The sequence below is a fragment of the Streptomyces sp. DG2A-72 genome, assembly GCF_030499575.1.
Taxonomy (GTDB): Bacteria; Actinomycetota; Actinomycetes; order Streptomycetales; family Streptomycetaceae; genus Streptomyces.
In genome coordinates this window covers 3661242-3676613 of record NZ_JASTLC010000001.1, presented here as the reverse complement: position 1 = coordinate 3676613, position 15372 = coordinate 3661242, and the positions used below count along the sequence as shown (strand labels likewise).

The window sequence follows — 15372 nt, the reverse complement described above, 5'->3', positions numbered from 1 at the left end:
CCCGCGCCTCTAGGGAAATTGCGCTGACGGGCACCCCGGAGGACCGTACTCCGGGGTGCCCGTCGGTCTGTGGGCGCTTATAGCCCTGCGATGGGATTCTTCAGGTTGCCGATCAGCTGGAGTGCGCCCGCCGGGTCAGACAGGTCCACCATCTGCTTGTTGTTGCGGAGTTGGAGGCGGTTGAGGCAGGAGAGGGAGAACTCGGGGGCGAACATGTCGTACTGCTTGAACTTGTCGGCGAGTTCGGGCACCGAGTGCTGGTAGTCGCGGGTGACTTCGGCGACCGTGCGCCAGAAGGCGTCCTCCTCCAGGATTCCCTCGGCCGCGAGGTTCGCGGCGAGGAAGCGGAAGAAGCAGTCGAAGACGTCGGTGAAGATGGAGAGGAGTTTCTTCTCCTCCGGCACCTGCACCCGCAGCCGCTCGACCGTCGGCGGCAGCACCGCGTCCGGGTCCATGACGGCGATCTCCTCGGCGATGTCCTTGTAGATCGCGCGCTTCACCACGCCGTCCTTCAGGACGAGGATGACGTTCTCGCCGTGCGGCATGAACACCAGGTCGTAGGCGTAGAAGCTGTGGAGGAGAGGGGTGAAGTACGCCCTCAGGTAGCGGCGCAGCCACTCCGTCGGCGTCAGGCCCGACTGCTCGATCAGTGCGCCCGCGAAGGACGCGCCCTCGTGGTCGACGTGGACGAGGGAGGCCATGGTGGCCAGCGACTCGCCGTCTGTCAGCGAGGACACCGGGCTCTCGCGCCACAGGGCCGCGAGCATCTTGCGGTACGGCGAGTAGCGGTCCGTCGCCTTCTCGTACTCCAGGTGCCGGTAGCCGACGGCGGCGCGCTCGCGGATGATCGACAGGCCGGTGGACTTGAGGACCGGGTCGTTGTCGATGAGCTGGGCGAGCCAGTCGTTGATCGCCGGGGTGGCCTCCATGTAGGCGGCCGAGAGTCCGCGCATGAAGCCCATGTTGAGGACCGAGAGCGCTGTTTTGACGTAGTGCTTCTCGGGGGTGGTGCTGTTGAAGAAGGTGCGGATCGATTGCTGGGCCAGGTATTCGTCGTCGCCCTCGCCGAGGCAGACCAGGTGCTTCTGGGCGACCTCGGCGGCGAAGGTCACCGTCAGCTTGTTCCACCACTGCCAGGGGTGGACGGGGATGAGGAGATAGTCGGCGGGGTCGAGGTGCTGGTCGCGCAGGACGTCGTAGAAGCGCTCTACGGTCTCCTCGCCCAGCTCCTGCCGTACGAAGGACTCGTACTCGATGCCGACACCGGCCGTGAACGCGGCGCGTGAGCGGTGGGCCGCGAGCCAGACCAGCCGGACCGGGCTCGCGGTCTCGGGGGCGTACGACAGGTATTCGTGGACGCCGAAGCCGAGCCGGCCGTTGTTGGCGACGAAGCAGGGGTGGCCCTCGGTCATGCCGGTCTCGATGGCCTGGAAACCGCTCTTCGCCAGTTCGGCGGAGGTCGTCTGCGGCTTGGTGAGCTTGTAGCAGGTGCCGGAGAGGGTGGAGGAGATCTCCTCCAGGTAGACCGGCAGGACCTCGTCGCTCAGGCCGAGTGACTTCTTCAGCTCTATGAAGAAGTCGAGGGCGGCGAGGGGGAGTTCGGTGCCGTCGCGGCGGCGGGAGATGGAGTCGGCGTCCACCTGCCAGTGGTCCAGGGCGCGGACCACTGCCGTGAAGGTGTACCGGGTCAGGCCGTCGTCGCTGCGGACGACGTACTGGTCACCTTCCTTCTCGGGGGTGATCAGCCGCTCGTGCGCGAACTCGGCGAGCGCCTTGCGGATGAGGAGGCGGCCCGCCCGTTCCCAGCGCTCGGGGGAGAGGTGGGCCGTGGCGTCGGCGAGGGTCATCCGTGCACCGCCTTCTCGAAGTGGTCGCGGGTGCAGAAACTCAGCAACGCCTTCTTCTCCGGCTTCTGTATCTCCCGCTCGGGTATGAATCCGACGGCTTCGTTCAAGGCGTGGACGGCCTTGTTGGCGATGTCCGGCTCGACGACGACGCGGGCGGTGCGCGGGTCCTCGAAGAGGTGGGCCATCACGGCGGTGATGACGGCCTTGGTGAAGCCGTGCACGGGCTGGTCGGTCGCCGGCACCAGGAAGTGCATGCCGACGTCGCCGGGCTGCGGGTCGTACAGGCCGACCAGTTCACGGTGCGCGGGGTCGTAGTACTCCATGAGGAAGGCGGGTTCGCCGTCCTGCAGCCCGAGCAGGGCGTGATGGTGCTCGTCGGCCGCGATCTCCATGTAGGCGCGCTCGACGTCCTGCAGCTTCGCGTCCTGCATCATCCAGTAGGCCGCCTTGGGGTGGGTGACCCAGGTGTGCAGCAGCTCGGCGTCGTTCAGCGGGTCGAGCGGGCGGAAGGTGAAGGTCATGGGGCTCATATGGCGAACTCCTGGAACGCGATGGTCTTCTCGACCGGGTAGTACTCGCTGCCGAGCAGCTCACGGATGATGTAGCTGTTGCGGTACGCGCCCATGCCCAGGTCGGGGCTGGTGATGCTGTGGGTGTGGACGCCGGCGTTCTGCAGGAAGACGCCCCGGCCGGTCGTGTCGATCGAGTAGTTGCGGGCGACGTCGAAGTTGCCCTGCGAGTCGTAGACCAGCCGGTCGCGCACGGGCTTCAGGAACTCCGGCTCGGCGTAGTGGTAGCCGGTGGCCAGGACCAGGCCCTGGGACTCGATCTCGTACTCCTTCTCCTGCTCCTCCTGGCGGAAGGAGAGGGTGTACGTGCCGTTCTCGTACCGCGCGCTGTTCAGCGAGGAGTTGGTGAGCAGGCGCGTGGGCACCGGCCCGCCGAGGTTCTTCTGGTACAGCAGATCGAAGATCTCGTTGATCAGGTCGCCGTCGATGCCCTTGAACAGGCCCTTCTGCTGGGCCGTGAGGCGGTAGCGGGTGGCCTCGGGGAGCTCACGGAAGTAGTCGATGTACTCCGGCGACGTCATCTCCAGCGTGAGCTTGGTGTACTCCAGCGGGAAGAAGCGCGGGGAGCGGGTCACCCAGTTCAGCCGGTAGCCGTGGACGTCGATCTCGCTGAGGAGGTCGTAGTAGATCTCCGCGGCGGACTGGCCTGAGCCGACGAGTGTGATCGACTCCTTCTTCTGCAGCTCCGCCTTGTTCTGCATATAGCGGGAGTTGTGGAAGAAGTCGCCGCCCAGGCCGCGCACCGCCTGTGGGTAGAAGGGCGAGGTGCCGGTGCCGAGGATCAGGTGGCGGGCGCGGAAGGTGTCGCCGGCCGCTGTCTTCACGACGTAAAGATCGTGCTCGTACGTCACTTCCGTCACCGTCGTGCTGAAGCGGACGCTGCTGAGTCTGTTCGCGGCCCAGCGGCAGTAGTCGTCGTACTCGACGCGCAGGGGGTAGAAAGTCTCGCGGATGTAGAACGAGTACAACCGCCCCTGTTCTTTGAGGTAGTTGAGGAAGGAGTACGACGACGTCGGGTCGGCGAGGGTGACCAGGTCCGACATGAACGGGGTCTGGAGGTGGGCGCCGTCCAGGAACATGCCAGCGTGCCACTCGAAGTCCGGCTTCGACTCCAGGAAGACGCCGTCGAAATCGTCGATGGGCTCGGTCAGACAAGCCAGGCCGAGATTGAAGGGGCCGAGGCCTATCCCGACGAAGTCGAGGTTCTTTTCAGAGGCTTCAGGAAGCGCGGACAACGGTCTCTCCCAGGTACTGCTCGGCGTGGCCGGCGATCAGATCGAGGACGGCGGCGATGTCGGCCGCCTGCGTCTCGGGGTTGAGCAGGGTGAACTTCAGGTAGTGGCGGCCGCCGACCTTGGTGCCCGCGACCACCGCGTCACCGGAGGCGAACAGGGCCTTGCGGGCGTACAGGTTGGCCCGGTCGATCTCGGCGGGGTCGGTGACGGCGGCCGGGATGCAGCGGAAGACGAGGGTGGAGAGCGACGGCTCCACGACCACGTCGAAGCGCGGGTCGGCGGCAAGCAGCTGCCAGCCCTCTACGGCCAGATCGCAGACCTCGTCGAAGAGCTGGCCGATCCCGTCGGCGCCCATCGTCCGCAGCGTCATCCACAGCTTCAGCGCGTCGAAGCGGCGGGTGGTCTGCAGGGACTTGTCGACCTGGTTGGGTATGCGCTCCTGCACCATCCGGCGCGGGTTGAGGTACTCGGCGTGGTAGGTGGCGTGCCGCAGCGTGGCGGCGTCACGGACCAGCACGGCGGATGAACTCACCGGCTGGAAGAAGGACTTGTGGTAGTCGACGGTGACGGAGTCGGCGCGCTCGATGCCGTCGATGCGGTCGCGGTACTTGATCGACGCGAGGAGTCCGCAGCCGTAGGCGGCGTCGACGTGCATCCAGGTGTCGTACTGCTCGCACAGCTCGGCGATCTCGGGCAGCGGGTCGATGGAGCCGAAGTCGGTGGTGCCGGCGGTGGCGACGACGGCCATGGGGACCAGGCCGTCCTTCTTGCAGCGCTCCAGCTCATGGGCGAGCGCGAGGGTCCGCATGCGCTTGTCGTGGTCGACGGGGATCGAGACGACGGAGTCGGGGCTCAGGCCGAGCAGCTTCGCGGACTTCTTCACGCTGAAGTGGCTGACGTCGGAGGCGAAGATCCGCAGTTTGGCGAAGGAGTCGGACTTCGCCTCCTCGCGGGCGAGCAGGAGCGCCTGGAGGTTGGACTGGGTGCCGCCGGAGGTGAACACGCCGTCGGCGGCCGGGCCGAGGCCTATGCGGGCAGTGGTCCAGTCGATGAGCTTGCGCTCGATGAGGGTGCCGCCTGCCGACTGGTCCCAGGTGTCCAGGGAGGAGTTGACGGCGGAGAGGACCGCCTCGCCGAGCACGGCCGGGATGACGACCGGGCAGTTGAGGTGGGCGAGGTAGCGGGGGTGGTGGAAGTAGATCGCGTCCCGGAGGTAGACGTCCTCCAGTTCGTCGAGGACCGCGGCGGTGTCGTGCAGCGGCCGGTCGAGGTCGATCGCGTCGATGCGGGGAGCGAGGGCGTCGACCGTGATGCCGGTGAACGGACGGTCGGTGGTGGCGAGTTTGGCCGCCACCCGCTCGATTCCTTCGGTCACGGAGCTGCGATACCGCTCCGCGGTCGTGTCATTGAGCAGGTGCGAGCGCATGTGGGGTCCTCCGGTGGGGACGATCCGTGGCGGGGCGAGGAGAAGCGGAGTCTGGGCTTCAACTTAGGTAAGGCTAACCTAACTTCATCGAATTTGACGCGTGAGGAATCCAACCCCACCCGTGACAGTGGTCACTCCTGTCGCTGTCTCATCACTCGCCGCGCTCGCGCAGCTGCTCCTCGGTCAGCCCCTGCCGCCAATAGCCCACGAACGTGACCCTGCGGCGGTCGATCCCGCGCTCGCCCACAAAATGCCGGCGCAGCTGCTTCACACAGCCGGACTCGCCCGCGATCCAGACGTACGGCCGCTCCGCGGGCGGGAGTTGGTCGGCCCGTACGGCGTCGAGGGCCATGGGGGACCCCTCGGTCCGTACGAGCCACGTGATGTCCGCGTCCGCCTCCGTCACCAGGTCCTGGATGTCACCGGCATGGTGCACCTCCAGCCACACCCGGGCACGGGTGCCGGCCGGCAGCGACTCGACGATGGCGGAGGCGGCCGGTACGGCGGTCTCGTCGCCCCAGATCACCACCAGATCGGTGTCGGCGGGCGGCCGGAAACGAATGGCCCGGTTGTCGGCGACAGCCGGCCCGAGCAACAGCACACGGTCCCCGGCGCGGGCCCGCGAGGCCCACCGCGACGCCGGCCCTGCGGGAACCGCGGCGCCCGGCTCGACCCCATGCAGCACGAAGTCGATATCGATCTCATCGGGCTCCCGGCGCAACGCCCGCAACGTGTACGACCGCATCACGGCCCGTACGTCGTCCGGCAGTTCCCGCCACCCCTGCCACCAGCCATCCCCGAGCTCGATGGGCACGGCGGGCTCGGCCTGCCCGGGATGCGGCAGGAACAACGACAGCGACTGGTCACGCCCGTTGGAGTGGAAGTCCCGCAACTCGTCCCCGGCAAAGGTGACCCGGACCAGAGACGGCCCGAGTCGCCGAGTCCGTACGACATGGAGCGAGAAGAACCGGAACGGGGCGGCGACGGCGGTGGCCATAGGGGCGCTCCTGTAAATCAGGCGGCGGGGTGACGTCCTTTAGGGGCGCGGGGCTGTGACATGTGCGGCTCCGCCGCGTGGGCGCGACCAGCCCCCACCGGCCCGCAGCTCACCCACAACATCAAGCCCCGTTTATCAGCTGACCTTCTTCGCCTTCTCAAGAGCCTCCGCAAGGCTCTCAAGAAGCGGCGTGCACTTGTCATACGACAGAATCGGCTCCGGCGACCGGGCGATGACCTGCCCAGCCTTCACCGCCGGCAACTGCTTCCACGTGCCCTCGGTGATGTCAGCCGGCTGAATCGTCGAGGACCGGTCGTCCATCATGATGACGTCCGCCTTGTACTTGTCGACGTTCTCCCAGCTGAGGCTCTCGAACCAGCCGCCGGTCGCCTCCTTCGCCTTCTCCGGGGGCTCGACGAAGTTCACGCCGAGGGCCTTGAAGTACTCCAGGTCGATGGAGAGGTTGGTGCCGGAGACGTAGAACAGCTCCGCGCTCGCGGAACCGGCCAGCACCTTGATGTCGGGCTTGGCCTTGGCGGCGGCCCGCAGCCGGGCAGCCGCGTCCTCGAACTTCTTCTTGGACTGGACGACCTTGTCGGCCTTCATGTCGGCGCCGAGCGACTCGGCCAGCTCCCACATGCGCTCCAGCGGCTCGGTCAGCCGGCGGTCGTAGACGGAGATGGCCACGCTCGGCGCGAGCTTGGCGATCTTGTCCTTGGACGCCTCGGGGACGTACCAGAGGGTGCCGGCGCTGTCGAAGGTCGTGGAGATGAGGAGGTCGGGCTGGAAGGCGGCGTACCGCTCGACGTTGAACGCGTCCCAGACGTTGCCGAAGATCGTCAGCTTGCTGACGTCCATGTCGCCGGCCTGTACATCCGCCTTGCCGTCCTTGGTCTTGGTCGGGCCGAAGACGCCCTTGACCTCGATGCCGTAGTCGTAGAGGGCGGCGGCGACACCGGTGAAGGCGGCGATCTTCGTGGGGACTTCGTCCAGCTTCACGGTCGTACCGCGGTCGTCCTTGAAGGTCCAGGGGCCGGAGGTCTTCGCGGAGGCCGTCGACTCAGAGCCACCGCTCTTCGCGTCGTCGTCTCCGCAGGCTGCGAGCGCGGCACCGAGGCCGAGGGCGCCACCGGCGGCGAGGATGCCACGGCGGGTGAAGTGGGTGGCTCTGGTGTTGGACATGGCTACGCTACTTTCGAACAGGGTGGATCACCCGCCGGACCTTGCGAAGATAGGTTAGCCTAACCTCACTAGGCGTCCAGAGGGCGGGGCGCCCGCCCGTCCCACTGCCCACGAGGCTTCGACTCCCCGGGCTGTGTCCCGCCTGGCGGGCCGGCCGCATCTTGCCGGTCGAGGCACTGCGGCGGTGACCCGCGAAAGCGCTGATCCCCAAGGGCGGTGCTCCAAGGCGGTGGGCCATACCGCCGATCGGCGGTACAGCCCACGTCATCGCCTGCGGTCAGCTCGCTCGCTGCTGCTCGGCAAGGCGGTCCGCGCGGCTGCGCCGGGATTTGCTGAAGGCATCCACGTCCACGCCGGCACCCTGGCCGGGGGTGGCTTCCGCCGCACGGAGCCGGTCTGCGAGTGCGCGCACCCGCTCGTCGTCCGGGCCGAGGTCGATGTAGAACAGCGACTCGTCCACCGGACTGTCGTCGCCGCCCCAGCGCACCACGCCCTCGCAGTCGGCGAGGATGTCGCGCAGCGTCAGCAGCTGAAGCGGGAAGAGACCACCGGCCGCGCTCGCGCCCGGACGGATCTGGACCGCGGTGCCGGAGGCAAGGTTCGACTCCGGCCGGCCCTTCTTCAGGCTGCCGATCGGCTGCCAGCCCGCGAGGTCGATGCGGGGCAGCTGCTCGACCTCGTAATGGAAGCGCCGGACGGCGTGGAGGAGGATCGCCTCCACGTCGCCGATCCGGATGTCGACCTCCAGACCGGTGCCCGAGACGGGGCGTGTCCAGACGGTGGAGACGTGATTGGCCCGCTCTTCCAGGGGCCAGCCGTTGGCGGAGGTGGGGGCCTTCTTTTGTACGCGCACTGGGAGGTTCGCGGGGGCGGCCGTGGCGGCGGACGGGGTGATGGAGCCGACGGCCGCAGCGGCCGTGATCACCCCGGCGGTCTTCACCAGGGTTCGTCTCGATACGGCGTTGCGCATGTCGTGCTGCACGTCTGCTGTTCCTTTCTCAGGTGATGAGGATGAGGACGACCGTCGGGAGGCAGGGGGCCAGCACGCTCAGCAGCCAGTACGTACGCGGAGCCAGCGCCGTCCGGCGCCGGAGGGGACTGTTGGCCAGCCACCAGATCAGGCCGAACAGCGTGACGACGGGAATGACGATCACCAACCAGAGCGCCATCCCGTCGTTCTCCGTCGGTTCCCGCACCGTCAGCCCGAGTTCGGCGAGCGGCCAGTTCACCGCGAGGTACCACAGCAACCAGATCGGCACCACTGCCGGGATTCCGAGCAGCAGGTTCACCAGGAGCGGTGCCGACCAGTGCTTTGCCATCCTTCCCACTCCTCCGTACGCGTAGGTCGTCAGTTGCCGCGCGACAGCGCGTTGTAATTCTCCAGCACGCGGTACAGACCGATCAGCTCGCGGCCGTACTGGGCGGCTGCGTCACCGGTCCCGTTGTACCGGGCGAGCAGGGCCTGGGCGTCGGCGAGGCTGGTGGTCAGGCTCGGCCGGGCGATGCCGAGCTGGTGGGCGTTGTAGACCGTCAGGTACGCGACCGAGCGAACGTTGTACTCCTGGTCGTCGTGGAGCTTGTTCCACACATCCCGCTTGTCCGCGTCGGTCAGCGGTGTGCCGTTGATGATGCCCTGCTGCATGCAGTAGTTGCGGGCGTCGATGGTGACCCAGGCCCAGATCTGTCCCCAGCCGGTGCTGCAGTCCTCGGCCGCGCCCGACATCACCGCCGCATCGGACGCGAAGTCCCTCGGGTTGAGCTTGCGCAGCTCCCACAGCACGGGGGCCTGGATGAGAGCCTTGCGGAGCTTGAGCTGACGGGCCAGCGCGGTGAAGAGCCAGTCCGCGTCCACCACGGCGTTGAAGGCCTCCGTGTTGGAGATGCCGCCCAGGGTGGCCCAGTCCTTGTCGGTCCAGCCGTCCCCGCCGGTCTCGGGGACACCGATCGACTCCAGGTAGGTCTTCACGTCCTGGAGCATCATGCTCCGGTAGGCGTCCTTGTCGAGGTTCGTGTCCAACCCGCCGAGATCGGCCCCGGGGTTGAAGTCGCTCTGGCCGAAGTCCCGCCCGGACACGATGTTGTTGTCGATCTCGATCAGGCCGGCGCCCGAGCCGACCTTGATCGTGGAGATCTGGTCGAACGCCCAGTTGGTGGGCAACGGATAGCCGAGGTTGCCGGAGAAGCCGCTGGACATGTCGGAGACGAAGCTGGTCGCGGCGTACCCGGCGTCGGCGACGCGCTGGCAGACGTTGCGCGGGCCGTAGACGCCCACGCCGTAGCCGGAGTTCTCGCCGATCGTGCGCATCACACCGCGGAAGTGCGGGATGACGTAGTCCGTGACCTCGCCGTCCATGGCGTCGTAGTCGACGGCGAAGTAGATGATGGTGCCGGCCTTGAAGCCGTGGAACTGGGCCCACTCGATCGCGCGGAACGCGTCCGCGGTGCCCTGGTTGTAGCTGAAGTAGTCCGCCGACCGGCTCCACGTCTGGAAGATCGGGAAGCAGCTGAGCCCGTACTCCTTGATGGTGGCCAGCTCACCGGGCTGGATCTGCTTCTCCGGCAGGTCCGTCGCGGAGGGGTTGAAGAGGTAGCGGCCGATGTACTTGTAGCCGGCGTCCTTCAGGGCCTGCGCCCGCGCGGGCGTGATCTTGGTGACGCCGTCGCAGGCGGTGCCCTTGCGGGACTGGTCGCCGTAGGAGACGAGCAGCGAGGCCCAGGTCTGGAAGTCGCCCTTGCCAGTGACCGGCAGCTTGCTGAAGGACTGGAAGGTCTCCACGGCGGACTGCACCGCGGCGGTGAAGCTCCCGAAGGAAACGTTCCGCTTGTTGAGGACCATTGCCGCGGTGAACAACTGCGCCCATACGCCGGTGGTGCCGACCGAGACGGTGCGGGACCTCAGGCCGGACTGGGTGCCGGGCCCGAACACGCCGTTGGCGACGCCGTCCGCCATGCCCAGCTCGTACTGGATCGCGAACAGCATCGACTTGGCCACGTCGCGGGAGTGGTGGCCGTCGCAGGGGATGACGTAGAAGTCCTTGCGCAGGATGTACCGGCCGTTCAGCCACTGCTGGATGGAACGGATGGTGTCCGAGCCGTTGTTGACGGTGACGTAGGCGTCCATGTTGAACAGGCCCTTGACCACCTTCGGCCACAGGGAGCTGCCGGGATACGTGGCGCTGACGCCCATGTTCTGGTTGAGCTTCTCGACGGCGGCCTTGACCCGGTCGTTGTACTTGCCGTCGATCTCGCCGCCGTCGTAACCCTTGCAGTACAGGGCGGACTGGATGATGCGGCAGAAGTTGGCCGACGGGATGGTCGTCTCGTCGAGCTTGCCGTACAACTCCCCCAGCTTCCCGAGGGTAGTCGGGCCGAAGGAGTCGGACAGGGCGGTGATGCCCATCTCGTACTGGAGCGCCCGGGTCAGGGCGTACATCACAGGCCAGCCCGTCCGGCCGTTCTCCTCCAGCTTGGATATGCCGAGCGTCGCGCCGTTGTTGTAGGTGGTGTTCACGAATCTCTGCGCGCGAAGCACCATCTCGTCGGCCATGGCTCCGTCTCCTCTTGTCGTCCGGCTGACGCGGTGAAGCCGGGGGGCCGCGGCATCACGCTGTCGACCTGGTGGTCAGCTTCTGGGCATACGTGGGCAACAGGGTCCGCTACGCAGCGGACGCGACTGTGCTGAATCGGCCCGGACGTCGCACGGCAACCGACACCGATCGCCCTTGCTCCAAGGCCTGGCGCGCGCTGAGCGAGTGAGCCCACGGCAACTCGTCGTGATCTTCCGTCGCGCACGGGAGACGGTCAAGTCCGATATGGCAGAAGTGTGTTGTTCCATGGGGTGAGCGGGCTCAGCCTGTCGTCCAACCGTGATCTCAGCGGTATGGAAATCGACCACAACCCTGACGTGGCCTCAGACGTCGTACGGGCCACGGCATTCAGCCGTGGCCCGCAGTGGTGTTGTTGACGCTGTCGCCGATCCGCCGGACAGGTTCAGCTCGTCAGCCCCAACTCCCGTGCGATGAGCATCCGTTGGACCTCACTGGTGCCCTCGCCGATCTCCAGGATCTTCGAGTCGCGCCACATGCGTGCCACCGGGTATTCGTTCATGAAGCCGTAGCCGCCGTGGATCTGGGTCGCCTCGCGGGCGTTGTCCACCGCGATCGTCGACGAGTAGAGCTTGGCCAGGGCCGCCTCCTTCTTGAAGGGTTCGCCGGCGACCAGGCGGGAGGCCGCGTCACGCCAGGCCAGGCGGGAGGTGTGGGCCTTCATCTCCATGTCGGCGAGCTTGAACTGGATCGCCTGGTTGGCGCCGATCGGGCGGCCGAAGGCGTGGCGTTCCTTCGCGTACTTCAGTGACTCGTCCACACAGCCCTGGGCCAGGCCGGTCGCGAGGGCCGCGATGGCGATACGGCCCTCGTCGAGGATGTGCAGGAACTGGGCGTAGCCGCGGCCCTGTTCGCCCAGCAGGTTCGCCGCCGGGACCCGGACGTCGGAGAAGGACAGCTCACGGGTGTCGGAGGCGTTCCAGCCGACCTTCGAGTAGGGCGGGGCGACCGTGAAGCCCGGGGTTCCCGACGGGACGATGATCGCCGAGATCAGCGGCCTGCCGTCCGGCTTGCGGCCCGTCACCGCCGTGACCGTCACCAGACCCGTGATGTCCGTACCGGAGTTGGTGATGAAGCACTTCGTGCCGTTGATCACCCACTCGTTCGTCTCGGCGTTCAGCCGGGCCGTCGTATGCGTCGCGCCCGCGTCGCTGCCGCCGTCCGGCTCGGTCAGGCCGAAGGCGCCGAGGATTTCGCCGGTGCAGAGGCGGGGAAGCCACTCGCGCTTCTGCTCCTCGGTGCCGAAGAGGTGGATCGGCATCGCGCCGAGCGAGACGCCGGCCTCCAGGGTGATGGCCACCGAGGAGTCCACGCGGGCGAGTTCCTCCAGGGCGATGCCCAGCGCCAGATAGTCGCCGCCCATACCGCCGTACTCCTCCGGGAACGGCAGCCCGAACAGGCCCATGCGGCCCATCTCGCGGACGATCTCGTACGGGAATTCATGGTGCTCGTAGAACTCGCCGATCTTGGGGGCGACCACGTCGTGTGCGAACTGCTCGACCGTACGCCGGAGTTCTTCGAGTTCGGGGGACAGGCGGTGGTCCATGGCAGATCACTGCTCCTTGTGGGGCTGTGGTGTTTTACCGAGTGCGCGAACGGCGCGGGACGGGCTGGGTCGGCCCAGGTGGGCGGCCATCCAGACGCTGGTGGCGACGAGACGGCCGAGGTCTGCTCCGGTGTCGATGCCGAGTCCTTGGAGCATCCACACGAGGTCTTCGGTGGCGAGGTTGCCGGTGGCGGACTTGGCGTACGGGCAGCCGCCGAGGCCGCCCGCCGAGGCGTCGACGGTGGTGACGCCGTGTTGCAGCGCGGCCAGGGTGTTGGCCAGCGCCTGGCCGTACGTGTCGTGGAAGTGCACGCCCAATGTGCTGGTCGGGACGTGTTGTTCCTTGAGTGCGGCGAGGAGTTCGAGGACATGGCCCGGGGTCGCCACGCCGATCGTGTCGCCGAGGCTCAGCTCGTCGCAGCCCATGTCCAGCAGGGCCCTGGCGACGTGCGCGACCTGGTGGACGGGGACCGGGCCCTCCCACGGGTTGCCGAAGCACATCGACAGATAGCCGCGTACGTGGACCTGCTCGGCCTTCGCCCGCGAGACCACCGGCTCGAACATGGCCAGCGCCTCGTCGACCGTCCGGTTGAGGTTGGCCTTGGCGAAGGACTCGGTGGCGCTGGCGAAGACGGCGACGCGGGTGGCGCCGAGGGACAGCGCCCGGTCCAGTCCGCGTTCGTTCGGCACGAGCACCGGGAGTGCGACCGGCAGCTCGCTCACGGCCGGGAACAGCTCTTCCGCGTCCGCGAGTTGAGGCACCCACTTGGGGTGGACGAAGCTGGTCGCCTCGATCGTCGTCAGTCCCGAGTCGGCCAGCCGGCGGATGAACTCCGCCTTGATCTCGGTCGGCACGGTCGACTTCTCGTTCTGCAGTCCGTCGCGCGCGCCGACCTCGTGGATCCGCACCCGGGTGGGCAGGCCCTGGGCCGGTACGACCATGGGGAGTCCCTGAACTGTCATTCCTCCGCCTCCTCGTGCGGTGCGACGACCGCCAGTACCTGGTCCATGGCGACCGTCGTGCCCGGCGCCACATCCAGCTCGGCGACCGTGCCGGCGTGCGGGGCGGAGATGACGTGCTCCATCTTCATCGCCTCCACGACCAGCAGACTCTGACCCGCGGCCACCTCGTCACCGACGGCCACCTTCACGACCGTGACCGTGCCCGGCATCGGCGCGGTGAGCGAGTCGGCACCGGAGTGCGCGGCCCGGGTGAGCGAGGCGGCGACCGGGTCGTGGTCACGCACGTGCCAGGCGTCGCCGTCGCGGCCGAGCCAGGTGCCGTCCGGCAGGGCGGCGAAGGTGTGGGCGATGCCGTCGAGCCGGCAGGTGAACCGGCCTGCGGGCCCGGGCATCGGGCCCGAGGCCCCCCGGAGAGGCTCCTCCGCCTCGTCCACAAGCAGTTCGGTCGCGCCGTCCGGTGTGCTGCGTACCCGCACGGTCACCGGCTCGTGGCCCGGCACGCGCAGGTGGTGCGCCGTCCAGGCCCGCTCGCCCCCCAGCCGCCATCCGTCCGCGGCGGCGAACGGGTCGGCCCAGCCGGGGCCGCCGGCCGGGGCGAGCGCCGCCTGACGCAGCAGCGCCGCCGCCGCGTAGACCTCCGCGGGCACCTCGTCGAGTACGAGCCCGTCCACCTCCCGCTCGACCAGCCCCGTGTCCAACTCGCCCGCCACGACCGCCGGATGGGCCAGCAGCCGCCGCAGGAACCCCGCGTTCGTCTGCACGCCCAGCGTCACCGTCTCCCCGAGGGCGGCCCGGAGCTTCCTGAGCGCGGTCGCGCGGTCGGGGCCGTACGCGATCACCTTGGACAGCATCGGGTCGTACAGGCTGCCGACCTCGGTGCCCTCGCTGAGCCCGGAGTCGGTGCGGACGCCGTTGCCTTGGGGCTCGCGCAGTCGCAGGACCGTGCCGCCGGACGGGAGGAACCCGCGCGAGGGGTCCTCGGCGCAGACGCGGGCCTCGATCGCGTGCCCGGTCAGCCGGATCTCGTCCTGTGTGAACGGCAGTCGCTCGCCCGCCGCCACCCGCAGCTGCCACTCCACCAGGTCCAGGCCGGTGATCAGCTCGGTCACCGGGTGCTCCACCTGGAGGCGGGTGTTCATCTCCATGAAGTAGTACGACGACGGATCGACGCCCGGGACGATGAACTCGACCGTGCCCGCGCCGACGTACCCGCACGAACGCGCCGCCTGCACCGCCGCCTCGCCCATGGACGCGCGCGTGGCCTCGTCGAGCAGGACTGAAGGGGCCTCCTCGATGATCTTCTGGTGGCGGCGCTGCAACGAGCACTCTCGCTCGCCCAGGTGGATCACGTTCCCGTGGGCGTCCGCCAGGACCTGGATCTCGATGTGCCGGGGGCGGTCGATCCACCGCTCGACGAGGAGCGTGTCGTCGCCGAAGGAGGCCGCGGCCTCGCGCCGGGCCGCCGCGATCTCCTCGTCCAGCACGGCCAGGTCGCGCACCAGGCGCATGCCCTTGCCGCCACCGCCGGCGCTGGGCTTCAGAAGCACGGGGGCGCCCAACTCGCGGGCCGCGTCGGTGAGTTCGGGGTCACGTCCGCCGGGCACCACCGGCACCCCGGCCGCCTGCACCGTCTCCTTCGCTCGGATCTTGTCGCCCATGAGGGAGATCGCCTCGGCGGGCGGCCCGATGAAGGCCAGGCCCGCCTCGGCGCACGCGCGCGCGAACGCGGTGTTCTCGGCGAGGAAGCCGTACCCGGGGTGGACCGCCTGGGCGCCGGTGCGGGCGGCGGCCTCCAGGATGCGCTCCACGGACAGATAGCTCTGTGCCGCCGGGGCAGGACCGATCCGTACCGCCGTGTCGGCCTCCCGGACGTGCCGGGCGTCGGCGTCCGCGTCGGAGAAGACGGCGACCGAGCGGACGCCCAGCGTGCGCAGCGTGCGGATGACCCGGACGGCGATCTCGCCCCGGTTGGCCACAAGCACTGTGTCGAACATGGTCGTAA

Annotated in this window: 12 protein-coding genes; all 12 read right to left on the bottom strand. The window is 68.2% G+C overall.

The window, feature by feature from the left end:
* Positions 1-77: 77 nt before the first annotated feature.
* Complete coding sequence (locus QQY66_RS17325) at positions 78-1847, bottom strand: IucA/IucC family siderophore biosynthesis protein (RefSeq protein WP_301981264.1); 1770 nt, start codon at positions 1845-1847, stop codon at positions 78-80.
* Complete coding sequence (locus QQY66_RS17320) at positions 1844-2368, bottom strand: GNAT family N-acetyltransferase (protein WP_301987356.1); 525 nt, start codon at positions 2366-2368, stop codon at positions 1844-1846. The genes QQY66_RS17325 and QQY66_RS17320 overlap by 4 nt, the downstream gene beginning before the upstream one ends.
* A gap of 5 nt (positions 2369-2373) precedes the next feature.
* The gene (locus tag QQY66_RS17315; protein WP_301981263.1) at positions 2374-3651 is read right to left on the bottom strand and encodes a lysine N(6)-hydroxylase/L-ornithine N(5)-oxygenase family protein; all 1278 of its coding nucleotides are present in this window, start codon (positions 3649-3651) and stop codon (positions 2374-2376) included.
* Complete coding sequence (desA, locus tag QQY66_RS17310; RefSeq protein ID WP_301981262.1) at positions 3635-5077, bottom strand: lysine decarboxylase DesA; 1443 nt, start codon at positions 5075-5077, stop codon at positions 3635-3637. The genes QQY66_RS17315 and desA overlap by 17 nt, the downstream gene beginning before the upstream one ends.
* A 151-nt stretch (positions 5078-5228) precedes the next feature.
* Positions 5229-6074: a siderophore-interacting protein gene (locus QQY66_RS17305; protein WP_301981261.1), complete on the bottom strand. Its 846-nt coding sequence runs from the start codon at positions 6072-6074 to the stop codon at positions 5229-5231.
* Between the two features lie 135 nt (positions 6075-6209).
* Positions 6210-7256, bottom strand: a complete 1047-nt coding sequence (locus QQY66_RS17300) for an ABC transporter substrate-binding protein (RefSeq protein WP_301981260.1) — start codon at positions 7254-7256, stop codon at positions 6210-6212.
* A 277-nt stretch (positions 7257-7533) separates the two neighbouring features.
* A complete protein-coding gene (locus QQY66_RS17295) occupies positions 7534-8238 on the bottom strand; it encodes a hypothetical protein (protein ID WP_367666976.1) in 705 nt (234 codons plus the stop codon).
* 16 nt (positions 8239-8254) lie between these two features.
* Positions 8255-8575, bottom strand: coding sequence for a hypothetical protein (locus QQY66_RS17290; RefSeq protein ID WP_184984484.1), 321 nt, complete (start codon positions 8573-8575; stop codon positions 8255-8257).
* Between the two features lie 29 nt (positions 8576-8604).
* On the bottom strand, positions 8605-10803 hold the full coding sequence (locus QQY66_RS17285) for a glycoside hydrolase domain-containing protein (RefSeq protein ID WP_301981259.1): 2199 nt from the start codon (positions 10801-10803) through the stop codon (positions 8605-8607).
* A 443-nt stretch (positions 10804-11246) separates the two neighbouring features.
* Positions 11247-12407, bottom strand: coding sequence for an acyl-CoA dehydrogenase family protein (locus QQY66_RS17280; protein ID WP_301981258.1), 1161 nt, complete (start codon positions 12405-12407; stop codon positions 11247-11249).
* 6 nt (positions 12408-12413) lie between these two features.
* The gene (locus QQY66_RS17275; RefSeq protein ID WP_301981257.1) at positions 12414-13370 is read right to left on the bottom strand and encodes a hydroxymethylglutaryl-CoA lyase; all 957 of its coding nucleotides are present in this window, start codon (positions 13368-13370) and stop codon (positions 12414-12416) included.
* Complete coding sequence (locus QQY66_RS17270; protein ID WP_301981256.1) at positions 13367-15364, bottom strand: biotin carboxylase N-terminal domain-containing protein; 1998 nt, start codon at positions 15362-15364, stop codon at positions 13367-13369. Before QQY66_RS17270 ends, QQY66_RS17275 begins: the two co-directional genes overlap by 4 nt.
* Positions 15365-15372: the final 8 nt, after the last annotated feature.

Bases quoted from the DNA above. Each gene is read 5' to 3' on its own strand.
- QQY66_RS17325 (WP_301981264.1), bottom strand. From the start codon at position 1,847: ATGACCCTCGCCGACGCCACGGCCCACCTCTCCCCCGAGCGCTGGGAA.
- QQY66_RS17320 (WP_301987356.1), bottom strand. From the start codon at position 2,368: ATGACCTTCACCTTCCGCCCGCTCGACCCGCTGAACGACGCCGAGCTG.
- desA (WP_301981262.1), bottom strand. From the start codon at position 5,077: ATGCGCTCGCACCTGCTCAATGACACGACCGCGGAGCGGTATCGCAGC.
- QQY66_RS17305 (WP_301981261.1), bottom strand. From the start codon at position 6,074: ATGGCCACCGCCGTCGCCGCCCCGTTCCGGTTCTTCTCGCTCCATGTC.
- QQY66_RS17300 (WP_301981260.1), bottom strand. From the start codon at position 7,256: ATGTCCAACACCAGAGCCACCCACTTCACCCGCCGTGGCATCCTCGCC.
- QQY66_RS17290 (WP_184984484.1), bottom strand. From the start codon at position 8,575: ATGGCAAAGCACTGGTCGGCACCGCTCCTGGTGAACCTGCTGCTCGGA.
- QQY66_RS17285 (WP_301981259.1), bottom strand. From the start codon at position 10,803: ATGGCCGACGAGATGGTGCTTCGCGCGCAGAGATTCGTGAACACCACC.
- QQY66_RS17280 (WP_301981258.1), bottom strand. From the start codon at position 12,407: ATGGACCACCGCCTGTCCCCCGAACTCGAAGAACTCCGGCGTACGGTC.
- QQY66_RS17275 (WP_301981257.1), bottom strand. From the start codon at position 13,370: ATGACAGTTCAGGGACTCCCCATGGTCGTACCGGCCCAGGGCCTGCCC.
- QQY66_RS17270 (WP_301981256.1), bottom strand. From the start codon at position 15,364: ATGTTCGACACAGTGCTTGTGGCCAACCGGGGCGAGATCGCCGTCCGG.